Below are 21,001 nucleotides of genomic sequence, written 5' to 3' on the forward strand. Positions count from 1 at the left end.
GTGACAAACTTGAAGGCTTTTTATATTTAAAATATTAAATTATGGCAGACGAAAAAGATCAACCAAAACAAGGTCAAATTAACATAGAACTTGATGAAAATGTGGCCGAAGGCACTTATTCTAATTTAGCAATAATAAATCATTCAGTTTCAGAATTTGTTGTTGACTTCGTAAACATTATGCCTGGGGTTCCAAAAAATAAAGTAAAATCAAGAATAATATTAACACCACAACATGCAAAGCGATTGTTAAAGGCATTAGGAGATAATGTTGCTAGATTTGAAAATGCTCATGGTGAAATTAAAGACTATGAACAACCACCAATACCATTGAATTTTGGGCCTGCTGGTCAAGCATAAATAAAAAAGCCTTTGAAAATAATTTTCAAAGGCTTTTTTATTTTAAGATGCTTTCTTTTTAATGTTTAAGCTATATTTTAACGCTCCTGACGGACAACGCTTTATTTGCTTAATAATAGCTTGGTTGGTAGCATACTCTAAATTAATCCAGGGAATTATGGAATCGCAAAAAACATCCGACAATTCCTTAGCACATTTCCCAGATAGAATACAGGTGGTGGGATCATAGGTTACAGTAATCTCTCCATTACTAAATTCATTATCATTAGTCTTCATGAGATATTAGATTTGGGGTTATTAATTTGGTTTTCCTTGTGTAAAATTACTTTTTTATCGATTAAATGTATGAAAAATTCGATGAAAAACAAAAAATATGCATAATCAATTCAATAAAATACATTTTGAGCTTAATCAAATTCTGAGGTGAAATGCAGTTTTACGTTAGGGTATTTTTGTTGAGTCATTTGTAAAGAAAACGGTGAATCGGCCAGGAAAACTAACTGATTCTGCTTGTCTTTAGCCAAAAATCGTTGTTTTACCCTTACAAATTCTTTGTACTCATCGGTATTTGAGTTCCCAGGATCTACCCAACACGCTTTGTGTACGTTTAAATTTTCATAAGTACACTTAGCTCCATATTCATGCTCTAACCTGTATTGTATAACCTCATATTGTAAAGCTCCTACTGTACCAATTAGTTTTCTCCCGTTAAGCTCAAGTGTGAATAATTGGGCAACACCTTCATCCATAAGCTGGTCAATACCTTTATATAATTGTTTAGATTTTAATGGATCAGCATTATTAATATACCTAAAATGTTCTGGTGAAAAACTGGGGATACCTTTATAGTTCAATATTTCACCTTCAGTTAGTGTATCACCAATCTTAAAGGTTCCTGTATCTTGTAAACCAACAATATCACCTGGGTATGAAATATCTACAATTTCTTTCTTCTCAGCAAAAAATGCATTTGGGCTTGAGAATTTTAATTTTTTATTATGCCTGACATGTAAATAAGGCGAATTCCTTTTAAACTCTCCAGAAACAATTTTAATAAAAGCCAGACGATTTCTGTGGTTAGGATCCATATTTGCATGAATTTTAAACACAAAACCGCTAAATTTTTGTTCATCAGGCTTAACCAAACGCTCTTCACTTTGTTTGGCTCTAGGTTTCGGAGCAATCTCCACAAAGCAATCTAACAACTCTCTAACACCAAAATTATTTAAGGCAGAACCAAAAAACACCGGTTGTAGATTTCCGTTTAGATAATCTTCCTTATCAAAGGTAGGGTAAATCCCCTCAACTAACTCTATCTCTTCTCTTAAAGTATTGGCAGAGTCTTCTCCTACCAAATTATTGAGTTCTGGTGATGCTAAATTTGAAATTTCTACAGTTTCTTCAATGTCCTTTCTGCTATCACCACTAAATAAGTTTACATTTTTTTCCCAAATATTATAGATACCTTTGAAATCATAACCCATTCCAATAGGAAAACTTAAAGGCGTTACTTTTAACCCTAACTTTTGCTCGACTTCGTCTAGTAAATCAAACGCATCTTTACCTTCTCTATCCATTTTATTGATGAATACTATCATAGGTATATTACGCATTCTACAAACTTCAACCAGCTTTTTGGTTTGTTCCTCAACACCTTTAGCAACATCAATTACAACAATTACACTATCAACAGCAGTGAGGGTTCTAAAAGTGTCTTCAGCAAAATCCTTATGCCCAGGAGTATCCAGAATATTAATTTTAATGCCATTATATTCAAAAGCTAATACCGAAGTCGCTACTGAGATACCACGTTGGCGTTCAATTTCCATAAAGTCACTGGTAGCTCCTTTTTTTATTTTATTACTTTTTACAGCTCCAGCTTCCTGAATAGCTCCCCCAAAAAGTAGTAATTTTTCAGTTAAAGTAGTTTTACCGGCATCCGGATGCGAAATGATACCAAACGTTCGCCTTCGTTGTATTTCTTTTAAAAAACTCATAGAATATTTGTACAAATGGGTTGCAAAGATACTATTTATAGTTCATTAGAAATATATGTAAATAGTATCATTTTATTTTTCTATTTAGAAATAGGTGTTTTATAAATTTACTTGGTATTTTTGTTAGACTATGGAAGAAGAAAAAGTTATTCTTGTTAACGAAAAAGATGAGCAAATAGGCTTAATGCCTAAGTTAGAAGCCCACGAAAAAGCAATATTACATCGAGCCTTTTCAGTTTTTATTTTTAATGATAAGAATGAGTTGATGTTACAGCAGAGGGCTCTGGATAAATATCATTCACCCGGACTTTGGACTAATACCTGTTGTAGCCATCAAAGGGATGGCGAAACTAATATTGAAGCAGGAAAGCGGCGTTTACAGGAAGAAATGGGGTTTGTAGTAGATTTGATTGAATCTATTTCCTTTATTTACAAAGCACCATTTGATAATGGATTGACAGAACATGAATTAGACTATATTTTATTGGGTAAATATAATGGAGCACCGGAAATAAACCCTGAAGAAGTTGCAAGCTGGAAATGGATGTCTCTGGAAGATGTAAAAGCTGATATGTCTCAAAACCCCGATGTTTATACAGCATGGTTTAAAGTAATTTTTGATAAATTCTATAAGCATTTAAATATTGAATCATGAAAATAAAGGTAAGTAGAAAAGCACATTTTAATGCTGCCCACAGATTGTATAGAAAAGATTGGGATTTTGAGAAAAATGATGCTGTTTTTGGGAAGTGCAATAACCCAAATTTTCATGGACATAATTATGAGCTTATTGTAAGTGTTTTTGGAGATATTGATAAAGAAACAGGTTATGTTATTGATATGAAAGTTTTAAAGGCTATTATAAAGCAAGAAGTTGAAGATGCATTTGATCATAAAAACTTGAATGTTGAGGTCGCTGAGTTTAGGGAGTTAAATCCAACAGCCGAAAATATAGCCGTTGTCATTTACAATAAGATTAAACCAAAGATTGATGAAGCCTTGCAGCTTGAAATAACCTTATACGAAACACCCAGAAATTTTGTAACCTATTCTGGGCAGTAAAAAAGTTTTGATTGAGTAAATAAAGACTATAAATTAATACTAAAAAGGCTACGCTATTGGAAGTTTATATGTAGTTTTGTAACCAAAATAAATAAGAAATTATGGCAAATGTTAGAGATCTAAAAAAAGATATTAATTATGTTTTAGGAGACATTATTGAAGCAGTTTATGTATGGGAATATACTAATACAGATAAAGATACAAAAGAAAGTGAAGCAATTATTGATGAGGCTATTGAAGCCTTTGACGAATTGATTGCAAAAGTAAATGCTAAAAATGTTGAAAACCCTAAAGCACATTTTAAGGCTATCAATAAAGAATTAGAAGAAAAGGGAAGAGCTTTAATTGAAAAAATTAATAAGCTTGGATAATTTTTTTAGCGGACAGCTTGCAAATAATAATTTTGCGATTATATTTGCACCCGTTAAATAGGCCGATGTAGCTCAGCTGGCTAGAGCAGCTGATTTGTAATCAGCAGGTCGTGGGTTCGAGTCCCTCCATCGGCTCAAAAAGCTTCACCTTAGGTGAAGCTTTTTTTGTGATATATAGAATTTAGTAAGGTTAGATAAACTCCAAGAAAATAATAAGGTCTTTCAATTTTATTTGAAAGACCTTAAATATATTTATTTTGGTACGAGCAATTTACTATTGCTTTTCTTCTTTACTTCGCTCTTGAATGAAACGGTCTAACTCAGTTCCATATTTTGAGGCTTTAATTTCAGGAGATAAGGATTTATTTATAGTATCCAGCAAATCAATTCTGGCATTATAAATTTCAGAAAGTGCTAAATAGGGAGCAACTTCGCTATCCTTATTATTAAGTGCAAAATTTACGGTGTACAAATACTTTCTTTTTAAAAGACTTTTGGATTCTTTTTCAACAGCGTTTAGTTTTACAGTGTCTCCCGCTTTTTGAGCTTCAAAGCTTTCTTTTATCAATTCTAGATTTCTGTTTTTTATTCTGGAAATTACATTTTGATAATCTTCTAAGGCCTTTTGTTGTTTTGATCCTTTAATTTTAGCATCAAATACAAAGTTTTTAAGCGTAGTATTTATTTCTGTAGTTCCTTTATCTGCAAAAAATGAAACCCTATCTTCTTCAGTACTATTCTTGTCAAGATATAAGTAGAACATCTCAGGCTCATCTAAATCGCTATATAGCTCAATAATAGAAGAATTGCCATTAACCTCTATGGAATCCACTGTAACTAAGGAGGTGTCTTTGATTTTTTTAAGATATACAGTCCCTTTTTTTAAGCCTTCTATATTGGCTTTAACAATTAAATCACTTTGTTTATTGGCACAAGCCAATATTAGAAAAACCAGAAGTAGGAAATACGTTTTTTTCATTGAATTTTATAAATTATGGAGGCAAATATCTTATAAATATTGATTAAATACTAACCGCCTGAAGCAATTTTCATCAACTCAGCACAAAACATGGCACCGTAAGTACCAACCACATATCCAAAAACAGCAAGTAATACGCCTACTGTAGCTAAAGAAGGGTGAAAGGCAGCAGCAACAACAGGAGCAGATGCAGCACCTCCAATATTAGCCTTACTTCCTACAGCTAAAAAGAAGTATGGTGCCTTAATTAATTTTGCAATTAAAAATAGTAACCCTACGTGAATGGCCATCCAAACTAAACCAACAAAGATCAATCCCGGGTTTTCAGAGATTTTTGTAAGATCCATTTTCATACCTATGCTGGCAACCAGAATATAGATAAAAACACTTCCTAATTTACTGGCACCAGCCCCTTCATATTGCCTTAGTTTCGTAAAGGAGAGCAATATTCCGGTAACAGTAGCAATGGTAATCATCCAGAAAAATTGAGAGCCAAATGAGGACATTGCTGAAGATTTATCCTTAACAACTTCAAAACTGGATTTTAAAAATTCTGAAATATTATTAGCACCAAAATGAGATAAACCAACAACAGAAAAAGCAATACCCAAAATAATCATATAATCTGAAAGTGTTGGATTTCTAGATATTTTAGAAGCGTAGGTAGATACCTTTTCTTTTAAAACTTCTATAGCTGAATTATCTGCTTTTAGCCATTTATCAATTTTTTCAGATTTTCCTATACCAAGAAGCAGAATAGCCATCCATATGTTGGCTACTACAATATCTACAATGACCATTCCTGCATAGTTATTAGTATTGTATCCGTATATTTCTAACATAGCAGCCTGATTGGCGCCTCCGCCAATCCAACTCCCGGCTAATGTTGCCAGCCCTCTCCATACGGCATCCGGACCAGCCCCACCAACCGTTTCAGGAGAAACTATAGAGACTAATAAAATGGCAATAGGTCCGCCTATGATAACTCCAACTGTTCCGGTTAAAAACATAATTAAGGCTTTGGGGCCAAGATTATAAATGGCTTTAAGGTCTATACTCAATGTCATGAGTACTAAAGCAGCCGGTAATAAAAACCTACTGGCTATATAATATATTTGAGAATGATGTTCTGTAACTTCACCGGTTGTGTTTAATGAAGTCCACTCCGGAGAAATAATCCCCAATGTTGTTAGCGCACCAGGGAGCATATAAGCCATTAATAAAGCAGGAATATATTTATAGAATTTTTTCCAAAACGGACTTGAACTAGAAGATGTGTAAAAAACAAAGCCTAAAGCTAGCATTAATAGTCCAAAAACAATAGTGTCATCTGTAAACAGGGGTTGGTTATTCATGATTTTAGTTTATTTGGGACGAATATATAAAAAATAAAAAAAGCATTTTTTTGACTTTGGCACGAGTATTGATAATATGTTTGTAGTTACATTCAAGATAAGTTTATTGAGTGGTTACTTTAAACTTTTGAATTGTAATTCATATTTTTGGTTGGTTAGTTAGTAAAAAAACACCCTTGTTTAGGGTGTTTTTTTTATCTGTTTTTTAAAATAGCGACTAGTTTATATTGAAAATCTTTCACACAGAATGTGTATTTTATCGATGAAATGCATTATTTGGTCATAAAATGTTAAAAAAACATGTATTTCATCGAATATAAGTGTATTTAATCGTTTTAATATAATCCGCAATTGTATATTTGAAGTGTACTAAATAACACACTTTTTAGTTCAATGGATTAATTAATTAATATTTGCATTATGTTGTTGATGTGGAAACCCCAAATCTAGCTTCGTAATATTAAAAAGCAAATTGAAAAGAAACCGAGTTTGAGGGAACTCGGTTTTTTTATGCTATAATTCTAAAAGTTAAATTAATTCGTTTTCCAATATTTTTTTTTGTTTTTGGAATTTGATGTAACCAATTTTTCTGAGTTTCACCTTGCATGAGCAATAAGCTACCATGTTGCAAAGTGAGCCTTGTTTTTAAACCGTTCTCCTTTTTGTGTTTTAAATGAAATATACGTTCAGCTCCAAATGAAACTGAGGCAATTATTGGTGTTTCTCCAAGTTCTTTTTCATTATCTGCATGCCAGCCATTACTGTCGTTTCCATCTCTATATAAGTTAGCTAAACAGCTCGTGAAATTAATATTTAACTTAGATTCAACCGTGTTTTTTATTTTTAGTAATGTTCCATCAAATATATCTGGTTGCATTATAATATTGCTGTATTTGTATGGGGTTTTGTTATTGTCAAAATAAGCTGTTAACCGGGGCTGTAAATACGTTTTTCCATAAACAGTTATAGTATCTTGCCTCCAGTTTATGTTGCTTAATAAGTCACTAAAATATAAGTCCGCTTCAATGTGATTGAAAAAATGAGGATAGTAAGTAACATCTGCTCCTTTTAGTTTTAAATTTATAGGGCTTTCAAAAAGCATATACTTTTATTTTCTAAATTAGCTATAAATCTAGCTTTTATGAAGTATTGTATCGTTTTTTTTATTCTACTAATATGCCCAAATCTTTTTGGACAATTACCCAATGGTTTTATTTATGCGGAACGTATTATCCCGGATATGGAAGTAGAATTACGTTACTATTCTTTAAATAATTTTATAGGAAAGCCTGTAGATGGCTATCAATCCAATACATTGATATTAACATTAGAAACCGTAAAGGCCCTAAAATTGGTTCATGAAGATTTACAAGAGCAAAATCTATGTTTAAAGGTTTACGATGGTTATAGACCCCAAAGAGCAGTTAATCATTTTATAAAGTGGGCAAAAGATTTGAATGATACCATCAATAAACAGATATTTTATCCGGATGTTAATAAAAGAAATCTTTTTAAGGAGGGGTATATAGCGAGTAAATCTGGTCATAGTAGGGGGAGTACGGTAGATTTAACTATTATTGATGCTAATACCGGTAAACCTTTGGATATGGGAAGTCCTTATGATTTTTTTGGAGAAGCTTCCTGGGTAAACTTTAACCATATTACTGATAAGCAAAAAGCAAACCGGCAATTACTCCAGGATATCATGCTAAAACATGGCTTTAGAAATTACCCTAAAGAATGGTGGCATTTTACGTTAAGAGGAGAACCTTTTCCAAATACGTATTTTGATTTTTTAATACAATAAAACTGCTTCCCTACAAGAAGCAGTTTTGTTTTGATTGATGTTTTACTGTTTGGTTATTCTTTATCCAGATTTTTAGTCAGATTAAAACCAACGAATAAGCCCACACCAGCCATAAAGAAAATAGTTGCAGGATAAGCGGCTTCTCCTAAAGTTGTGTATTCATCTAAAAACGAAGCTATAAATACACCTATTCCAATGCCCATTAACAATAAAGAAAGGTTTAAAATGATAACTTTCCATATTGGAGCGGTATAGGTTTTTCCTTTCATAAAAATGCTGGCATCTGCGCCTTTTTCTATTAGTGCCAGGCGTTCTTTGTTTCTGGTAGATAAATAAAGATAGACTATTCCAAAAATAGCTAAGAATAAGCTAATTGGTATTAATATTCCTTCCATAATAATTCGTTTTTAATTGATTAAATTTAATGTGTTCATAACTTATGACGATACCATTTTGATTTAGGTTACACTTTTTTAAAATTTTTTTTAAAAAAACGTAACCGATTAGGAGAGGTTGTCGTCTTACTTTATAAAATGACCACTAACGATCAACATTATATCAACCAAGTTATTAATGGTAATACCAATGCTTTTGCCGTATTGGTAGATCGTTATAAAGATTTGGTTTTTACCCTAACTTTAAGAATGCTTAAAAACAGGGAAGAGGCTGAAGAAGTATCCCAGGATGCTTTTATAAAAGCATTTAAATCCTTAAGTAAATTTAAGGGAGATTCTAAATTTTCAACCTGGATTTATAAAATTGCTTATAATACCAGTTTAGATCGGTTAAAAAAGAATAAGAAGTATATTAAGGATGTTGCTATTGATGAGTTTACAGAACATCAGGTAAGAACAATGGATAATGCCTTAGATGACTTAGAAAAAAATGAACGTGCCAAGATTATACAAGATTGTATCGCATTATTGCCTTCAGATGATAGTTTTTTATTAACGCTTTATTATTTTGAGGAACAATCTTTGGAAGAGTTATCAAAAACCGTAGGACTTACTGCTAATAATGTGAAAGTGAAATTGTTTAGAAGCAGAAAAAAGCTGGCTAATATTTTAAAAAGTAAATTAGAACCGGAATTAATTGAGTATTATGAAAGAGAAAGAAGATAAATATTTAGATGATTTAATAAAGAAAGTAATTAAAGATCGTGCCATTGAAAGCCCCTCTTTTGATTTTACCAATTCAGTTATATCCCAAATTAAAACCGGTAGTAATATAATTTATAAGCCTTTAATTTCTAAAAAAGGTTGGTTTTTTATCTTATCGGCCTTTTTAGTAATGGTGATATATGTATTTTTAGGAATAGAGATGGAACCTTCAGGTGTTTTTAAGTTTGTTGATTTTAGCATATTATCTAACAACAAAATATTGGACGTGCTAACAAATTTTACAACGTCTAAAACATTTGTATACGCCATTGTTCTTTTTGGATTAATGTTATGCATACAAGTCCAGTTTTTAAAACATCATTTTAATCAACGTTATGAAATCTAGTTGTTTATTCTTGTAAGTTTTTCGATTATGGTTTTTTGTTCGGGAAATTTTGAGGTTAACGCTGCTCTTTCTGCTAATTCAAAATCTTTAAAATCAAACCCGGGAGATACTGTACAGCCCAACAAACTATAGGTGCTGTTTCCAATAACTTCAGCTGCAAACCAATTTTTGGCTTTTACTATGTATTGAGGGAATTCATTATTTTCCAGATCATTTCCAATAATTACATTGCTGTAATTTCCTTTTTCTGAAATGATATGTAGCATTATTGGAGCTCCTTTATAAAAATGCCAAATTTCATCCTGCTTAATTCTGTGGAAAGCTGAAAATGTATCAGATGTTAACAGGAAATAAATACAAGTTGAATAATTCCTTTTTCCGGTAAAATCCGTTCCTAAAATATTAGGTGTTATTTCGCCGTCACTTCTATAGGTCTCTTTATAATATCCGCCTTCAGGATGGGGGAGCATATTGAGTTTGTTAGCAATTTTTTCTGCTTCGGTCATTTTAAGGGTATTAATACCAGCGTTTCTTTTTCTTCTTAGAAGCTTGACTTTTGCGACCTTTTTTATGCTTGCTTCCTGTTTTTTTAGATTTATGCACAATAGGCTTTGCTTTAGGGTCCAGTGGGTATGGATGGTCTTCTATAATGTCTATTTGAAACTGAATAAGTTGCTGAATGGTTTTGATATAATTTTTTTCATCTGCAGAACAAAAGGAATATGCCGTCCCAAATTTCCCGGCTCTAGCGGTTCTTCCTATTCTATGTACATAGGTTTCTGGGATGTTAGGTAAATCAAAATTTATTACAGCATCCAAATTATTAATATCAATGCCACGTGCAGCAACATCAGTAGCAATTAAAATGTTTACATCCCCTTTTTTAAATCTATTTAAAGCTTCTTGTCTTGCAGTTTGACTTTTATCACCGTGAATGCTATCTGCGTTATAACCATTCTTTAAAAGCGTTTTTTCAAGTTTATCTACGCCAAATTTAGTACGCCTAAATATGATAATATTTCCTTTTATGGTATTTCTTAACACATGTAAACATAGCTCAATTTTATTCCGTTTTGGAACATAGTATAATAATTGATTAACGTTTTTTGAAGTTGACGAATTTTGAGCAACCTCAATACGTTCAGGAGTTTTTAAAATAGAATTTGCTAATTGTTCAACTTTATATGGAATAGTAGCAGAAAACAACAAGACTTGTTTTTCTCTGGTACATAGACGCTCTATCTTTTTTACATCATCAATAAATCCCATGTCAAGCATTAAATCGGCCTCATCTAAAACTAAGGTTTCCACATAATCTAAGTTAGCAATATCCTGTTTATGTAAATCTAATAACCTACCTGGGGTAGCAATTAAAATATCAACCCCTTTTTTTAGCATATCTTTTTGGGGCTCTATAGAAATTCCGCCATAAACCACTGTAGTTCTTAAGTTGGTGTAAGTGCTGTAAGTTTTAAAATTATTTTCAATTTGAAGCGCTAACTCTCTTGTTGGGCTAACAATTAAAGCTTTTATTGTTTTGCCTTTTTTAGAGGCATCTTGTCTGTCAAATAAAGATTGAAGAATTGGAAGTGCAAAAGCAGCAGTTTTACCAGTGCCGGTTTGAGCAGAAACAATGATGTCTTTTTTTGCTAAAACAAGAGGAATAGTTTTCTCTTGAACTAATGTAGGGTTATCATAACCAGCTTCAGCAATCGCTCTTAAAATAGGTCTGTTTAAGTGTAAATCTTTAAATGACATTAAAATAAATTTAAAGCAAAGATATGATAAACCAAATCAAACGTGTTTTAAAAAAGATTCCAATTTATCTCTTTTCCTTTGTGGAAGCGCGTCGTTGTTAATAGCCCTTTTTATTAATTCGGGATCTTTATTTTTTGAAAAAATTAACTTGAACAGTTTAGCTGTGGTTAAACTATTTTCTTTTCTGTGTTTAAGCTCAAATATATCTCCTGCCTTTACCAAGCCTTCTTCTAAAATACGAACGTATGTTCCGGACAACCCATGGTCTATAAAGCGTTTTAAAGCCCCCATGTCTCCAAATTTTGCACCAAACTTAAAGCAAGGTTCTCTGGGCTGTGTTATTTGTATCAGGGTTTCTCCCACCTTATAAATATCTCCAATACATATTTGAGTTTCATCTAAACCAGAAATAGTCAGGTTTTCACCAAACATACCCCAGTTCCATTTTAGATTAGGGTAGAGGGGCTTCCAATAGGAGTATTGCTCCATAGAAAATAAGTAGCAGGCTTTAAATTCACCACCATGGACTTTTTTGTCTGTTACTTCATCATCTTTTACACCTTTTTTTCCTAAAAAAATAGGACTGTCGGTTGGCATTTTATAAATACCTGTGGTTACTTCTTGCCCGTTATAAGTAAAAATGGTTGGCTTTGCTGTATTTGTAGAAATGATATGCATTAATTTGCAAAGTATTTAATTAAAGTTTTACCGGAAACACTCTACTTGTAAGTGTTTAGATTTTACTCAATTGAATGAGGTTAACAGTAAGGATTAAATAAGATTTTTCAGCTTGCGGATTGAGATAGAAACTGGCTTTTACCGGTACTTTTACTTTATCATTGATCTCTAGTTTTTTAGTAAATGCAATGCCTATATTATTTATCCCTGCAGATTTTCCATAAAATGTTGAGCCGCTTAAATCATGCCAGCTAAAATTTCCACCAAAATGAGCTTCAACTTTATTATCATCCCATAACCAGGCATGCTTTAATTCAAGGTATTGGGAATAGCGTTGATCTGTTCTTACAGTTATAATTTCATTACCAACTATGCGCTCTTCTAAATTGGTATCACGACCAAATATAATGGTTGATGAGGATAAAGTCCAACGTTTTTCTTTATCTAACTTAATATTTACAATAAAATCCAGTAAGCCTCTTGTAGTTTGTTTATTAAAATCAAACAAGCCACTGGGCGTAGGAATATCTGAAATTCCTTCTGTAAAGTTGTAATAATATTCCAGATGAAAATTAATTCTTGGCCTCCTGTAAATAAGGAGGAAATCTGTTTCTTGATAACGCCCCTCAAAATCAACACCACCATAAAAACCAAATATCCAATCTTTCCAAATAACACCTGCATTAGTAGATAGGGTAGGAGCCTTAGCTGGAAGTAACCCTCTAAAAACGTTCTGAGTTTTAAAAGCAAAAGACATATCCCAATGCATTTTGCGATTTGAAATATCAAACAAGCTATCCTTTACAATTGAGTTTTCACTCTGGGAAAAACTTTGTTCTGGGCTGAAACATAGAATTAAACATAAAAAAATAAAGATGAGGCTTTTAACTGGGGGGGTAGTGAAGTTATTCATTTGCGTTAAATTAGTAAGGTTGTTTATAAAAATACAAATTAAATCTTTAATATTAATTTGTATTATAGCCAATAGATGATTATTTGTATACAACAATCTAAGGTATAGTTTTTTAATTAAAGTCCATAAAAAAACCACTTAGAACGAACTAAGTGGTTTGAATATATGTAGGATGCTGAATGTTTTCAGCGGGACTACTATTTTATCATCTCATAACTACGTTTAATGAAGTTTGTTAGCTCTTCACCTTTAAGCAAGCCCTGAGATAATCTGGCTAAGTCTAAACTTTGATTAATCAAACGTTCTTGTTTCTTTTTAGTTTTAGTGTTAATGATTTCACCAACCAATTCAGAATTTGTGTTAACTACCAGATTGTACATTTCCGGCATGTTGCCCATACCAAACATACCGCCACCGCCAGTTTGTTGCATTTCTTTCATTCTTCGCATAAATTCTGGTTGGGTGATAATAAATGGTGATGCATTACTATCCATAGCTTCAAGTTGTACCATAAATTTATCAGAAGGAATGACTTCTTTTAATAATTCATCCAAAGCTTTCTTTTGATCTTCGTCTAATTTAGAAATGGTGTTTTCGTCTTTCTTGATCAAATTATCAATATGATCACCATCAACACGTGCAAAAGAAATATTCTCCTTTGAAGTCTCTAATTTTTGAATTAAGTGAGATACGATTGGAGAATCTAATAATAGCACCTCATAATCTTTAGCTTTAGCCGCTTCAATGTAGCTGTGTTGAGCATCTTTATCAGATGCATAAAGAATGATTAATTTATCATCTTTATCAGTTTGTTTTGCCTTAATTTTATTAAAGAGCTCTTCATAAGTATAATATTTACCATCAACTGTTGGGTATAATGTAAACGCATCAGCTTTTTCAAAGAATTTTTCTTCTGAAAGCATACCGTATTCAATCACAATTTTAATATCGTTCCACTTGGCTTCAAAATCTTCACGGTTGTTATTAAAAAGTGATTTTAATTTGTCAGCTACTTTTCTTGTAATATAAGAAGAGATCTTTTTAACCGCTCCATCAGCCTGTAAGTAAGAACGAGATACATTTAAAGGAATATCCGGCGAATCAATTACACCTCGTAACATGGTTAAAAACTCAGGAACAATACCTTCAACATTATCAGTAACAAAAACCTGGTTTTGATACAGTTGAATTTTATCCTTTTGAATTTGCATATCGTTCGACAGTTTTGGGAAATATAAAATCCCGGTTAAGTTGAACGGATAATCTACATTTAAGTGAATATTGAATAATGGCTCTTCAAATTGCGTTGGATACAATTCTCTATAAAAGTTACCATAATCTTCATCTTTTAAGTCTGCAGGCTGCTTTGTCCAGGCTGGACTAGGATTGTTAATGATATCATCAACAGTTATTTTTCTATGAGGCTCAGTGGTTTCTTTTCCATCCTCATCTTTTGTTGTTTTAGGTTCATGTTCTGGATCGTTTATTTCCTTAGTTCCGAATTTAATCGGAATAGGCATAAACTTATTGTATTTATTTAATAACTCACGAATACGAGATTCTTCAAGGAATTCGGTTGAATCTTCAGCAATATGAAGAATAATCTCAGTACCTCTCTCTGTTTTTTCAACCGGTTCTAAGGTAAATTCAGGTGATCCGTCACAAGTCCAATGAGCAGCGGGTTCATCTTTATAAGATTTTGTAATGATTTCTACTTTTTCAGCGACCATAAACGCTGAATAAAAACCTAAACCAAAATGCCCTATAATACCAGCGTCTTTAGCAGAGTCTTTGTACTTATCTAAAAATTCTTCTGCTCCTGAAAATGCTACTTGGTTAATATACTTCTCAACCTCGTCAGCTGTCATACCTAAGCCTTGATCAATGATATGCAACTTTTTGTTGTCTTTATCTACCTTGACTTCAATTTGCGGATTGCCATATTCAATTTTGGCATCACCAATATTAGTTAAGTGTTTTAATTTTAAAGTTGCATCTGTTGCATTACTAATAAGTTCACGTAAAAAGATTTCGTGATCGCTATATAAGAATTTTTTAATGAGTGGAAAGATATTCTCTACCGATACATTAATGTTTCCTTTTGTCATGATATATAAAATTTTAATTTTTTCTTGTTATGCTTTCCTAATAGTCAACAAAAATGCCAATTGTTTAAATATGACAAACTGACACAACTTATTTCTTTAAAGAAAGTAAAACGGAAACTCTAATGACAAATGATAAATTCGAAAAGCGAAAGTTATTCGTTAATAGTGTTTGGGCTGTGAAATTTGATTTATTGGAATTTAAACATATTATTTTGTATTTTGGTTAGTCTAAACGGACTAAGTTATGTATAATTCAAAAATAATTGGCCTTGGTAAATACGTGCCGGAACATGTGGTAACCAATGATGATTTATCTAAATTAATGGATACTAATGATGAATGGATTCAAGAACGAACGGGGATAAAAGAAAGGAGATGGATTAAGGAAGGCACAGAAGATACCTCAGCAGTTATGGGAGCCAAAGCAGCCAGAATTGCTATTGAACGTGCTGGTTTGACTAAAGATGATATTGATTTTATTGTATTTGCAACGCTTAGCCCCGATTATTATTTTCCAGGTTGTGGTGTACAAATTCAAGATATGTTAGATATGCCAACTGTAGGTGCTCTTGATGTGAGAAACCAATGCTCGGGTTTTGTTTATGCGATATCAGTTGCTGATCAGTTCATAAAAACAGGAATGTATAAAAATGTGTTGGTGATTGGAGCAGAATATCATAGTAACGGATTGGATAAAACTACAAGGGGCAGGGGGGTGTCTGTGATTTTTGGGGATGGAGCAGGAGCATGCGTGTTGTCAAGGGAAGAAGATACAAGTAAAGGTATATTATCAACACATTTACATAGTGAGGGCAAGTATGCTGAGAAATTGGTTGTAAAATCTCCAAGTATAGCACATTGGGTACCGGAGATTATTGAAGCTGGAGATGATGATATATCATATTTCCCATATATGGATGGAACCTTTGTTTTTAAACATGCCGTTGTGCGTTTTAGTGAGGTAATAATAGAGGGGTTGATTAAAAACGGATTACAGAAAGACGACATTGATATGTTAATTCCTCACCAAGCCAATTTGAGGATAGCACAATTTATTCAAAAGAAATTTGACTTAAGGGACGATCAGGTATTTAATAATATAATGAAGTATGGTAATACTACTGCAGCTTCGGTAATCATAGCACTTACAGAAGCTTGGGAAGAAGGGAAAATAAAAGCAGGTAACCATGTTGTATTAGCAGCTTTTGGTAGTGGATTTACTTGGGCAAGTGCTATTATTAAATGGAGTTAAGCTATTTTTAATGATAAAACACAAAAAACCCAAAGCTAAAAGGCTTTGGGTTTTTCCAGCTATTAATCAACTTCAACTAACACTAATGTGAAGAATCTTAAGATATTAGACGTAACATTCTTAAATTTATTGCATTAAGGTAAATAATTTAACTTTTTTTAACATATAAAGGAAAAACTCGAAAACTAATTTCGAGTTTTTGTAAGTATACTAATCTTGATTACGAATTTTGATATGTGTAGACGACTAACTCTAAAATAATTATTTATTCGTTTTGGCTAGATAGTACAGTTAGTTAAACGATAGAGTAGCATAAATATTGTGAAGCTTTAAAACTTTAACATATTAATAGTAATACTGTTAAGTAATGAACCCTCAAAGCAATATTGCTTTGAGGGTTCTTATTTAATAACCTAAAATAACACTAACCATCAATTATTATAAATAGGCTATCAAATTTTGCTAAATATATTCTTCTATTATAAGAAGCCTCCTCCTCCGGATTTTTCATTATTATCACGTCTTTTTCTTTTTAAAGACCTATACTTGCCACCACCAAAACGGTAAGAAAGGGCTATATTCCAGGTGTTGCTTTCCCAATTGAAATCACCAAAAGCGGGGTATGGTGTGTCAGCTTCAAATTTAAATTGCATGGTGTTAAAAATATCACTGTAATTAAAACTAAAAGTAGCTCTGTTGTTTTCTAAGAAACTGTAACGCATTCCTGTATTGACAAAATACATAGGCTTTCTTGTAAACTGAATACCTTTTTCTGTTCCTCTGTACATTCCAAACAGTGAGAAGCTTAGCTTTTTTGTGGCTTTAAAATTGTTGAACAACCTAATATTCCAAACAACGTTATCAACTTCTGTTCTTATAGTTTCAATATTAGCTTCTGTTGCATTTGTTAAATCTGTAGTATTTAAAATTTCTGTAATACCTATTTGCGTTTGTGAATACAAATCAAAGCTACCATTTAAACTCCACCATTTTGTTGGACGATAATTTGATGATAATTCAAGTCCGAAGGCAGTTGTGTTTTCAAAATTATTAAATGATAGAATGGCATTTCCAGCGCTTATATCTGATCTGTCTATTCTTACATACCGGTTAATATTATCTTCAATAATTCTATAGAATACGCCCGCTGTAATGCTTCCTTTTTTTAGTTGTCTGGTATAATTGGTTTCTATAGAGTTGGTGAATTGAGGGACTAATTTTGGGTTTCCAAAAGAAGAGATTCTAGGAGTACTCCACTCTCTAATAGGATTGACTTGACCTATTCCCGGGCGGTCTACACGACGGCTAAAACTTAATTGATATGTGTTTTTTTCAGAAGGATTATAAGTTAAAAAAGCAGAAGGGTATAATTGAAAGTACTCATTTTCAAAAGGTAAAAACTCTGTGTTGTTATCATCAAAAGTTTTCAAGGCATCTGCATTTACAAACACTTGTTCAGCGCGTAGACCAACTTGATAATTCCATTTATCTAGAGTTTTTTGATAAGCGAAATATGCTGAATAAATATCTCTCTTATATTCAAAATCTGTGCTCGGTGTTGGTATTATATTGTTATCACCGTCAAAAGAAAAGCCAGATGAGGTATATCCAATATCAGATTTAAATAACCTGGTTTCTAAACCTACTTCAATTTTAGTTTTATCATTTAACGGGTTAACGTAGTCAACATTAATAGTGGTTCTGCTTCTTTCTGTATCAACATTATCAACATAATCAGGGGGGAATAAAAAATTAACAAAGTTAAAATTGGCAATTTCGTCCTGCTTGTAATCGTTATGATCAATTTCAATATCTAAGGTTTCATCTTCTTTTTTTAAATAATGCTTATATGCTAAATTATATTGACTTGAGGTATTCTCAGAAATATTATTAAAAAGTTGAGCTTGATTTATAGTGTTTGTGTCGCTTATTAGTGTGTTTCCAAAGCCTTTACCGTTAAAAATATTTTGATTGGTGAAAAATGATATAGTGTTTTTATCATTCATATAAAAGTCTACACCAACTTTATAGAGATGAGATTTATTGTTGTTTCCAAATTTAAAATCCTGTCTTGATTGATCGTCAAGACGTACAATGTTACCAAAGTTATCGTACTTCCCAATATTGTTGCCATAGTTACCATAAAAATTGAATTTTCCATTACGGTAATTCATATCAATAGAACTATTGAATTTTGCAAATACTTCTTTAGTTAATCCAAGATTAAGATTCCCATTAAATCCAATTTGTGTATTTTTATGAAGCTTAATATTAATAATCCCGCTCATGCCTTCTGGATTGTATTTGGCAGAAGGATTTGTAATTAGTTCAATTTGTTTAATTGATGTTGATGGGATTTGTCTTAGCAATTGGGCAATGGGTACATTGGTAAACTTGCCATCAACCATTACTCTAACATTTTCATTGCCACGAAGACTTATATTTCCTGTTTGTTGATCTACATTAATAGAAGGAATGTTATTCATAATATCACTGGCAGTAGCACCGGCGGTAGTCAGGTCTTTACCAACCGTTATTACTTTTCGGTCTACTTTTTGTTGAATTGTAGATACTTCAGCAACTACAGTAACTTCGTCTAAGCCCTCAGCTTCTTCTTCCAGGAAGATATTACCCAAATTTACTTTGTAGTTACCTTTGCCTATTTTAAGGTCCCTGTTAAATGTTTTGTAACCAATATATTGCACACTTACTGTAACATTGCCTTCTTCAACTTTCTCAATGCTAAAAGTGCCATCCTCTAAAGTGATACCACCCGTTAAAGTTTTGCCAGAAGCGTTTTTTATTATTACATTGACGTAAGGTATGGGTTCTCTTAAATTTGCGTCTAAAACTTTTCCTGATATAGTACCGGTTTTGTCAGCTTTTGGTTCTGGGTTTTTTGCTTGCGTACCTGAAATAGAAAATAAAACAAGACACAAAAAGAGTATTCTTTTCATTAAATTGAGTTTGATTGATGTTTATTTGTAGACGTTATATTTGAGTTTCTGTTACAATATTGGATAGCTGTTAACACCTTTTTAACATATGAGAAAAAAAACACTGGTACTTGGAGCGTCTTTGAAGCCTAACCGATATTCTAATTATGCAATTCAACGATTGGTTGCTAATGATATTGAGGTTGTAGCATTTGGTTTAAAAAAAGGAATTGTTGAGGGAATAGATATTGATACCGAATTATTACCTTATAAGGATATAGAAACCATAACACTGTACCTAAGCCCCAAAAAGCAGCGAGAATACTATAATTATATAATTTCACTGAAACCAGAACGGGTTATTTTTAACCCGGGGACTGAAAATTCAGAACTTTATAAAATTTTAAAAACGTATAGTATCTCTTTTGAAGAAGCCTGCACTTTAGTTTTGCTTTCTACGAATCAGTATTAGCCCTAAAAAGGTTAAGATTCCATTTATAATTAATATTTCAAAACCAATTTGGTAACCATTTAATAGGTCTGCTGAATATTCATTAATAAAATAGGATACTACTGGAGCTACTAGCGCAATGACCCATACCCATTTGTCCTTAAGCTGTGTTTTAGTAAATATTCCAAAAGCGAAGAGACCTAATAAGGGGCCATAGGTGTAACCTGCAGCTTTAAATAGCTCCCATATAACAGAAACATCCTTAAAAATGGCTTCAAAAAGTATAATGACAACTACCAATAATAGGCTAATAAAAATATGTGTTTGCTTTCTAATTCGTTTTTGATCCTTCTTTGGTTTTTTATCCAATTCAATAATATCAATGCAAAACGAGGTGGTCAATGATGTTAAAGCAGAATCCGCACTGGAATATGCAGCCGCAATTAGTCCTAATAAGAAAAATGCAGAAGTTAAGATACCAATTTCAGGCAGCATGGCTATGGTTGGAAATAAATCGTCCTTCTTTGCTGTAATGCCATGTTGGTTTGCGTATTGAGTTAAAAGCAAGCCTAAAACCAAAAATAGAATATTCACAAATATTAAGACCACGCTGAACGAAATCATGTTTTTTTGTGCTTCCTTTAAATTTTTACAAGTTAAGTTTTTTTGCATCATGTCTTGGTCCAATCCTGTCATTGTAATGGTTATAAACATACCGGCAAGAAAGCTTTTTATAAAATATTGAGCATCATTAACATCGTCAAGAAAAAACACTTTACTTAAAGCATTTTCTTTTACGTTAATATAAATCTCTGATATACTGTTTAAATCTAAAGCAGAAGCAAGAAAAGCAATAGTAACTATTACAGAAATAAGCATAAAAAGTGTTTGTAATGTATCTGTATAAATGATTGTTTTTATACCTCCCTTAAAGGTATATAACCAAATTAATGCTATGGTGATTATAACTGTAATGGTAAACGGAATATGGTATTGATCAAAGATTAATAATTGCAATACTTTAGCCACCAAAAACAGCCTGAAAGAAGCTCCAATAACTCGTGATATTAAAAATGCAACAGATCCGGTTTTATAGCTAATCGTACCAAATCTGTCTTTTAAATAAGTATATATGGAAGTTAAATTGAGCTTGTAATAAATAGGTAAAAGTACATATGCAATAACTAGATAACCAAAAAAGTACCCAAAAACGACTTGGAGGTATCCAAATTGTTTAGTCTCTACGGCACCGGGTACAGAAATAAAAGTCACTCCGGAAAGTGAGGCGCCTATCATCCCAAAAGCCACTAAATACCATGGAGCTGATTTATTAGCTTTAAAAAAAGCATCATTAGTATCTTCTTTACCTGTGAAATAGGATATTAAAATTAAAACAACAAAATAGGTTATAATTAATAACATGATTTGTGTGGCAGTCATAGGGGAAAGTTTTGTGTGGTTAAAATACA

General features: G+C 32.3%; 22 protein-coding genes and 1 tRNA gene. 10 read left to right on the forward strand and 13 right to left on the reverse strand.

All coding sequences use genetic code 11. The features are described 5' to 3' along the window. Positions 1-41: 41 nt before the first annotated feature. Positions 42-359 carry a DUF3467 domain-containing protein gene (locus VOI54_RS09660; protein ID WP_326282586.1) on the forward strand — a complete coding sequence of 106 codons (318 nt, stop codon included), beginning with the start codon at positions 42-44 and terminating at the stop codon, positions 357-359. Positions 360-401: 42 nt separating this feature from the next. Here VOI54_RS09660 and VOI54_RS09665 read toward each other — a convergent pair whose 3' ends face one another. Next, positions 402-635 carry a (4Fe-4S)-binding protein gene (locus tag VOI54_RS09665; RefSeq protein WP_326282587.1) on the reverse strand — a complete coding sequence of 78 codons (234 nt, stop codon included), beginning with the start codon at positions 633-635 and terminating at the stop codon, positions 402-404. A 131-nt stretch (positions 636-766) separates the two neighbouring features. Then, a complete protein-coding gene (locus tag VOI54_RS09670; RefSeq protein WP_326282588.1) occupies positions 767-2,356 on the reverse strand; it encodes a peptide chain release factor 3 in 1,590 nt (529 codons plus the stop codon). Positions 2,357-2,486: 130 nt separating this feature from the next. Here VOI54_RS09670 and idi point away from each other — a divergent pair, with 130 nt between their 5' ends. The 4 genes from idi (at position 2,487) to VOI54_RS09690 (ending at position 3,924) form a co-directional block, all read left to right on the forward strand. After that, positions 2,487-3,011, forward strand: coding sequence for an isopentenyl-diphosphate Delta-isomerase (gene idi, locus VOI54_RS09675; RefSeq protein WP_326282589.1), 525 nt, complete (start codon positions 2,487-2,489; stop codon positions 3,009-3,011). Further along, the gene (locus tag VOI54_RS09680) at positions 3,008-3,418 is read left to right on the forward strand and encodes a 6-pyruvoyl trahydropterin synthase family protein (RefSeq protein ID WP_326282590.1); all 411 of its coding nucleotides are present in this window, start codon (positions 3,008-3,010) and stop codon (positions 3,416-3,418) included. Before idi ends, VOI54_RS09680 begins: the two co-directional genes overlap by 4 nt. Positions 3,419-3,519: 101 nt before the next feature. Then, a complete protein-coding gene (locus tag VOI54_RS09685; RefSeq protein WP_326282591.1) occupies positions 3,520-3,789 on the forward strand; it encodes a hypothetical protein in 270 nt (89 codons plus the stop codon). Positions 3,790-3,850: 61 nt separating this feature from the next. Continuing rightward, a tRNA-Thr gene (locus VOI54_RS09690) sits at positions 3,851-3,924 on the forward strand. A gap of 139 nt (positions 3,925-4,063) precedes the next feature. Here the strand turns inward: VOI54_RS09690 and VOI54_RS09695 are convergent. From VOI54_RS09695 to VOI54_RS09705, 3 genes are all read right to left on the reverse strand, one after another. Beyond that, positions 4,064-4,768: a DUF4369 domain-containing protein gene (locus tag VOI54_RS09695; protein ID WP_326282592.1), complete on the reverse strand. Its 705-nt coding sequence runs from the start codon at positions 4,766-4,768 to the stop codon at positions 4,064-4,066. Positions 4,769-4,818: 50 nt separating this feature from the next. After that, positions 4,819-6,123 carry a DUF819 family protein gene (locus VOI54_RS09700; RefSeq protein ID WP_326282593.1) on the reverse strand — a complete coding sequence of 435 codons (1,305 nt, stop codon included), beginning with the start codon at positions 6,121-6,123 and terminating at the stop codon, positions 4,819-4,821. A gap of 508 nt (positions 6,124-6,631) precedes the next feature. After that, positions 6,632-7,225 carry an alpha-ketoglutarate-dependent dioxygenase AlkB family protein gene (locus VOI54_RS09705; RefSeq protein ID WP_326282594.1) on the reverse strand — a complete coding sequence of 198 codons (594 nt, stop codon included), beginning with the start codon at positions 7,223-7,225 and terminating at the stop codon, positions 6,632-6,634. Between the two features lie 39 nt (positions 7,226-7,264). On the opposite strand from VOI54_RS09705, the gene VOI54_RS09710 reads away from it, so the two are divergent. After that, positions 7,265-7,930 (forward strand): M15 family metallopeptidase, encoded by a 666-nt coding sequence (locus VOI54_RS09710; RefSeq protein WP_326282595.1) that lies wholly within the window; start codon positions 7,265-7,267, stop codon positions 7,928-7,930. Positions 7,931-7,983: 53 nt separating this feature from the next. On the opposite strand, the gene VOI54_RS09715 is transcribed toward VOI54_RS09710, so the two are convergent. Continuing rightward, complete coding sequence (locus VOI54_RS09715) at positions 7,984-8,325, reverse strand: DUF6249 domain-containing protein (protein WP_326282596.1); 342 nt, start codon at positions 8,323-8,325, stop codon at positions 7,984-7,986. A gap of 138 nt (positions 8,326-8,463) precedes the next feature. On the opposite strand from VOI54_RS09715, the gene VOI54_RS09720 reads away from it, so the two are divergent. Beyond that, on the forward strand, positions 8,464-9,051 hold the full coding sequence (locus tag VOI54_RS09720) for an RNA polymerase sigma factor (protein WP_326282597.1): 588 nt from the start codon (positions 8,464-8,466) through the stop codon (positions 9,049-9,051). Further along, positions 9,032-9,436 (forward strand): hypothetical protein, encoded by a 405-nt coding sequence (locus VOI54_RS09725; protein ID WP_326282598.1) that lies wholly within the window; start codon positions 9,032-9,034, stop codon positions 9,434-9,436. Before VOI54_RS09720 ends, VOI54_RS09725 begins: the two co-directional genes overlap by 20 nt. Here the strand turns inward: VOI54_RS09725 and VOI54_RS09730 are convergent. The 5 genes from VOI54_RS09730 to htpG all read right to left on the reverse strand — a co-directional run bounded on the left by VOI54_RS09730 (position 9,433) and on the right by htpG (position 14,893). After that, the gene (locus tag VOI54_RS09730) at positions 9,433-9,942 is read right to left on the reverse strand and encodes a cupin domain-containing protein (RefSeq protein WP_326282599.1); all 510 of its coding nucleotides are present in this window, start codon (positions 9,940-9,942) and stop codon (positions 9,433-9,435) included. The two genes, VOI54_RS09725 and VOI54_RS09730, sit on opposite strands and share 4 nt — an antisense overlap. A gap of 10 nt (positions 9,943-9,952) precedes the next feature. Continuing rightward, positions 9,953-11,194 (reverse strand): DEAD/DEAH box helicase, encoded by a 1,242-nt coding sequence (locus tag VOI54_RS09735; protein WP_326282600.1) that lies wholly within the window; start codon positions 11,192-11,194, stop codon positions 9,953-9,955. A 36-nt stretch (positions 11,195-11,230) separates the two neighbouring features. Then, entirely contained in the window at positions 11,231-11,872 is a 642-nt protein-coding gene (locus VOI54_RS09740; protein ID WP_326282601.1) for an MOSC domain-containing protein, read from the reverse strand. 55 nt (positions 11,873-11,927) lie between these two features. After that, positions 11,928-12,629 (reverse strand): hypothetical protein, encoded by a 702-nt coding sequence (locus VOI54_RS09745; protein ID WP_326282602.1) that lies wholly within the window; start codon positions 12,627-12,629, stop codon positions 11,928-11,930. A 353-nt stretch (positions 12,630-12,982) separates the two neighbouring features. After that, positions 12,983-14,893, reverse strand: coding sequence for a molecular chaperone HtpG (gene htpG / locus VOI54_RS09750; RefSeq protein ID WP_326282603.1), 1,911 nt, complete (start codon positions 14,891-14,893; stop codon positions 12,983-12,985). Between the two features lie 244 nt (positions 14,894-15,137). On the opposite strand from htpG, the gene VOI54_RS09755 reads away from it, so the two are divergent. Beyond that, complete coding sequence (locus tag VOI54_RS09755) at positions 15,138-16,145, forward strand: 3-oxoacyl-ACP synthase III family protein (protein ID WP_326282604.1); 1,008 nt, start codon at positions 15,138-15,140, stop codon at positions 16,143-16,145. A gap of 479 nt (positions 16,146-16,624) precedes the next feature. On the opposite strand, the gene VOI54_RS09760 is transcribed toward VOI54_RS09755, so the two are convergent. Then, a complete protein-coding gene (locus tag VOI54_RS09760) occupies positions 16,625-19,102 on the reverse strand; it encodes a TonB-dependent receptor (RefSeq protein ID WP_326282605.1) in 2,478 nt (825 codons plus the stop codon). A gap of 88 nt (positions 19,103-19,190) precedes the next feature. On the opposite strand from VOI54_RS09760, the gene VOI54_RS09765 reads away from it, so the two are divergent. Further along, on the forward strand, positions 19,191-19,553 hold the full coding sequence (locus VOI54_RS09765; RefSeq protein WP_326282606.1) for a CoA-binding protein: 363 nt from the start codon (positions 19,191-19,193) through the stop codon (positions 19,551-19,553). Here the strand turns inward: VOI54_RS09765 and VOI54_RS09770 are convergent. Further along, positions 19,524-20,972, reverse strand: a complete 1,449-nt coding sequence (locus tag VOI54_RS09770) for a sodium:solute symporter (protein WP_326282607.1) — start codon at positions 20,970-20,972, stop codon at positions 19,524-19,526. The two genes, VOI54_RS09765 and VOI54_RS09770, sit on opposite strands and share 30 nt — an antisense overlap. Positions 20,973-21,001: the final 29 nt, after the last annotated feature.

Origin of the sequence: Alterotamlana spongicola (genome assembly GCF_035818475.1) — a bacterium.
Lineage (GTDB): Bacteria > Bacteroidota > Bacteroidia > Flavobacteriales > Flavobacteriaceae > Cognatitamlana.

What these genes read in the sequence shown, in the direction of transcription:
- htpG (WP_326282603.1), bottom strand. Translation starts at nt 14,893, where the DNA reads ATGACAAAAGGAAACATTAATGTATCGGTAGAGAATATCTTTCCACTC.
- VOI54_RS09735 (WP_326282600.1), bottom strand. Translation starts at nt 11,194, where the DNA reads ATGTCATTTAAAGATTTACACTTAAACAGACCTATTTTAAGAGCGATT.
- VOI54_RS09715 (WP_326282596.1), bottom strand. Translation starts at nt 8,325, where the DNA reads ATGGAAGGAATATTAATACCAATTAGCTTATTCTTAGCTATTTTTGGA.
- VOI54_RS09700 (WP_326282593.1), bottom strand. Translation starts at nt 6,123, where the DNA reads ATGAATAACCAACCCCTGTTTACAGATGACACTATTGTTTTTGGACTA.
- VOI54_RS09705 (WP_326282594.1), bottom strand. Translation starts at nt 7,225, where the DNA reads ATGCTTTTTGAAAGCCCTATAAATTTAAAACTAAAAGGAGCAGATGTT.
- VOI54_RS09670 (WP_326282588.1), bottom strand. Translation starts at nt 2,356, where the DNA reads ATGAGTTTTTTAAAAGAAATACAACGAAGGCGAACGTTTGGTATCATT.
- idi (WP_326282589.1), top strand. Translation starts at nt 2,487, where the DNA reads ATGGAAGAAGAAAAAGTTATTCTTGTTAACGAAAAAGATGAGCAAATA.
- VOI54_RS09740 (WP_326282601.1), bottom strand. Translation starts at nt 11,872, where the DNA reads ATGCATATCATTTCTACAAATACAGCAAAGCCAACCATTTTTACTTAT.
- VOI54_RS09710 (WP_326282595.1), top strand. Translation starts at nt 7,265, where the DNA reads ATGAAGTATTGTATCGTTTTTTTTATTCTACTAATATGCCCAAATCTT.
- VOI54_RS09730 (WP_326282599.1), bottom strand. Translation starts at nt 9,942, where the DNA reads ATGACCGAAGCAGAAAAAATTGCTAACAAACTCAATATGCTCCCCCAT.
- VOI54_RS09755 (WP_326282604.1), top strand. Translation starts at nt 15,138, where the DNA reads ATGTATAATTCAAAAATAATTGGCCTTGGTAAATACGTGCCGGAACAT.
- VOI54_RS09745 (WP_326282602.1), bottom strand. Translation starts at nt 12,629, where the DNA reads ATGTCTTTTGCTTTTAAAACTCAGAACGTTTTTAGAGGGTTACTTCCA.
- VOI54_RS09695 (WP_326282592.1), bottom strand. Translation starts at nt 4,768, where the DNA reads ATGAAAAAAACGTATTTCCTACTTCTGGTTTTTCTAATATTGGCTTGT.
- VOI54_RS09725 (WP_326282598.1), top strand. Translation starts at nt 9,032, where the DNA reads ATGAAAGAGAAAGAAGATAAATATTTAGATGATTTAATAAAGAAAGTA.
- VOI54_RS09660 (WP_326282586.1), top strand. Translation starts at nt 42, where the DNA reads ATGGCAGACGAAAAAGATCAACCAAAACAAGGTCAAATTAACATAGAA.
- VOI54_RS09770 (WP_326282607.1), bottom strand. Translation starts at nt 20,972, where the DNA reads ATGACTGCCACACAAATCATGTTATTAATTATAACCTATTTTGTTGTT.
- VOI54_RS09720 (WP_326282597.1), top strand. Translation starts at nt 8,464, where the DNA reads ATGACCACTAACGATCAACATTATATCAACCAAGTTATTAATGGTAAT.
- VOI54_RS09665 (WP_326282587.1), bottom strand. Translation starts at nt 635, where the DNA reads ATGAAGACTAATGATAATGAATTTAGTAATGGAGAGATTACTGTAACC.
- VOI54_RS09680 (WP_326282590.1), top strand. Translation starts at nt 3,008, where the DNA reads ATGAAAATAAAGGTAAGTAGAAAAGCACATTTTAATGCTGCCCACAGA.
- VOI54_RS09685 (WP_326282591.1), top strand. Translation starts at nt 3,520, where the DNA reads ATGGCAAATGTTAGAGATCTAAAAAAAGATATTAATTATGTTTTAGGA.
- VOI54_RS09765 (WP_326282606.1), top strand. Translation starts at nt 19,191, where the DNA reads ATGAGAAAAAAAACACTGGTACTTGGAGCGTCTTTGAAGCCTAACCGA.
- VOI54_RS09760 (WP_326282605.1), bottom strand. Translation starts at nt 19,102, where the DNA reads ATGAAAAGAATACTCTTTTTGTGTCTTGTTTTATTTTCTATTTCAGGT.